At 68.5% G+C, this 2594-nt stretch carries 2 protein-coding genes; both read right to left on the reverse strand.

What is annotated here, in order from left to right; all coding sequences use genetic code 11:
• A partial coding sequence (locus EB084_23445; protein NDD31216.1) for a VCBS repeat-containing protein occupies positions 1–1682 on the reverse strand: 1682 nt, incomplete at its 3' end.
• A gap of 89 nt (positions 1683–1771) precedes the next feature.
• Entirely contained in the window at positions 1772–2419 is a 648-nt protein-coding gene (locus EB084_23450; protein ID NDD31217.1) for a hypothetical protein, read from the reverse strand.
• Between the last annotated feature and the right edge of the window lie 175 nt (positions 2420–2594).

Here is a 2594-nt window from a genome sequence, read left to right on the forward strand (position 1 = left end):
ACGTCGGTCGTTCCATCTTCGTTGAAGTCGCCCAGCAGCGGGGGCGCTCCATAGCCAAAGATCGACTGCGAGCTCACCGCTGAGAGCTTGACGCCGCCGCCGTCGAGGGTTACCAAGGCGTAGTTCGACGGTTGCTGGCCGGTGACGTTCACCGCGTTGGAGATAATTTCGACCTTTCCGTTGCCGTTGAGATCGGTGGCCACCGCCGCGCCGTCGCGTCCATAGCCATAGGGCACCACCAGGCTCGGGGTGAACCCGCCCTTGCCATCGCCGAGCAGGCTGTACAGCTGATGGTTCGGCCCATCTTGCGTGTTGACCAGCAGATCCTGGTTCACGTCGCCATTGAGATGCGTGGCGTACGGGAGGATGAGCGCGCCGGAGCCGATCACCGTGGTGTTCGTGCCCGCGCTGAAGGTGCCGTCGCCGTTGCCCAGCAGGGTGAGTATGTCTTCGTTCGTCGTCACCGCGAGATCGTCGATGTCGTCGCCATTGAAACGTCCGATCGTGAGCAGGGGAAATTGAGCATTCGCGAACGCGGGGGCCGAGACGCTGGCGGTCGCCTTGAAGCTGCCGCCGCCGTCGCCGAGCAGCACCTGCACCACGCCGCTGCCGTTGCTGTCGAGGCTCACCGCGAGGTCGGTCTTGCCGTCGCGGTTGAAGTCGCCGCTGACGACGCCGTAGGCCTGGAGCAGACCGGTGATGCTCGCGCCCTGCGCGAACGTGCCGTCGCCATTGCTGAGAAACACGTTCACCTGTTGAGACTTGAACGAGGCCACGGCGAGGTCGGTCTTGCCGTCGCCGTTGAAGTCGGCGGCGGTCATCGAAACGACGACATCGAAGGAGGTGCTGACCGCTTGGGGAGCCGTCAGGTGGCCCTCGCCATCGCCCAGCATGACGACGACGGAGGGGCTGGCGTAGTAGCCTGCAATGGCGACGTCGAGGTGCCCGTCACCATTGAAGTCGCCCGTGACCTGGGTGGTTACGGCGCTGCTCACAAGTCGATTCTCGACGGGTGTGCCGTTGGCGTAGTCGGTGCGAGACCGTGCAGACAGGAAGACGGGCGAGAGCGGCGCCACCACGAAGGTCACCGAGGTGTCGGCGGTGAGGGAGCCCGAGCTTGCCTTCAGGGTGTAGCCCGCGGCGGCGAGGCTGATGCGCACGTCGCTGAAGGTGGCCACGCCGTTCACGGCGTTCACGGTGAGGGTGCCGCTGAGCACCGCGTTGCTGGGGTTCTTGTCGAGGCTGAGGGTGATGGCGTCGGTGGCGCCGGTCACCGTGTTGCCGCTTTCGTCGACCACGGCGACCTGGGGTGCCGGGTTGAGCGCGGTGAGCGCTTCGCTCTTGCCCGTGCTCTTCGTCGGCTGGGTGATGAACTTGAGGGCCTTGGCTTGCGGCTGCGGAGTGGGAGTTGGAGTGGGTGCGGCGGTCACCGGCCCCTGCGTGGGCTGGCCGCCCGCGAACCGAGGTCCGCCGCAGCCCACGAGGAAGGCCGCCAGGCTCGTGACGAGCAGCCACGGCACGAGGGCCGAAGCGGTGAAGCTCGCGGCCGATCCGGCCAGGCCGCAGCCCGCGAGCAGGGCGGTGACGAGCACGAGCGCCAGGCTCAGGGTGACGGCGGGGCGCACGCGCTGGCGGCTCTGCTCGTCAGGCTGGGTAGATGGGGGTGGGTTCTTCGGCGTCATGGGCGATCTCCTTGCGATGGTGCGATAGGCGGAGACGTGGGGCCTCTGAAGCAGGAGGCCTTCGACGCCTGGCGCATCAGGCCTGTCGCTCAGCCGCCGAGCTTCTTCTGTATGCGCACCCCTCCGATGACCACGAACCCATCGCTCACCTCGACGCGCGGCGCCTCGGCGTCAGGATTGGCGGTCATGTTGAGGGCCTCGGCCATGCGCTCGACGGTCTGCTGCGCCCGGGGCTTTCGCTCGAGGGCCGCCAGGCAGTCGAGCAGCGAGGTGCAGGCCCGCCCCTCATCGCCCAGGCGCCAGAGGCCATCGATGTGCTTCTTCGCCGCTTCGGCTTCGTCTTGGCCCCGGTCTCGCGCCAGGGCCATCAGCCCGCCAGACAGCATGCGGCGGCGCGCCGCGTCGTCCGGCACGGCGTCGCTCAGCGTGCGCGCCCATGCGAACGGGTCGAGGGGCGTCGCGGCGTCGGCATCTGCCCACAGGGTCAGGGCCCGTTTCGCAATCGCGGTCTGGGCTTCGAGGCTGGTGTCGGCCTTCACCATCTCAGCCGACAATTCGAGGGCGAGACGCGAGCGGTCGAACTTCAGCTCTGCGCCGGCCAGGGTTCCGAGAACCCCCACTGCGACGCGGCCCGTGTCAGACGGGCTCGCGCTCGCGACGGCCTCGATCATCTGTCGCGCCGTCGTGGCCACGTCGCCGCGCTGCGGCGTGTCGCGCGTCAGGGCTTCGAAGGCCACCTTGCCTGCGGCCACGCAGGCTTCCGTGTACCGCGCCCCATCGCCCGAAGCCGCCCTCATCGCCACGATGGGCAACGCGGCCCTGCGAGGGGCGCGGTACACGGAAGCCTGCGTGGCCGCAGGCAAGGTGGCCTTCGAAGCCCTGACGCGCGACACGCCGCAGCGCGGCGACGTG

This window comes from Pseudomonadota bacterium (genome assembly GCA_010028905.1).
In the GTDB taxonomy this organism is placed as follows: domain Bacteria; phylum Vulcanimicrobiota; class Xenobia; order RGZZ01; family RGZZ01; genus RGZZ01.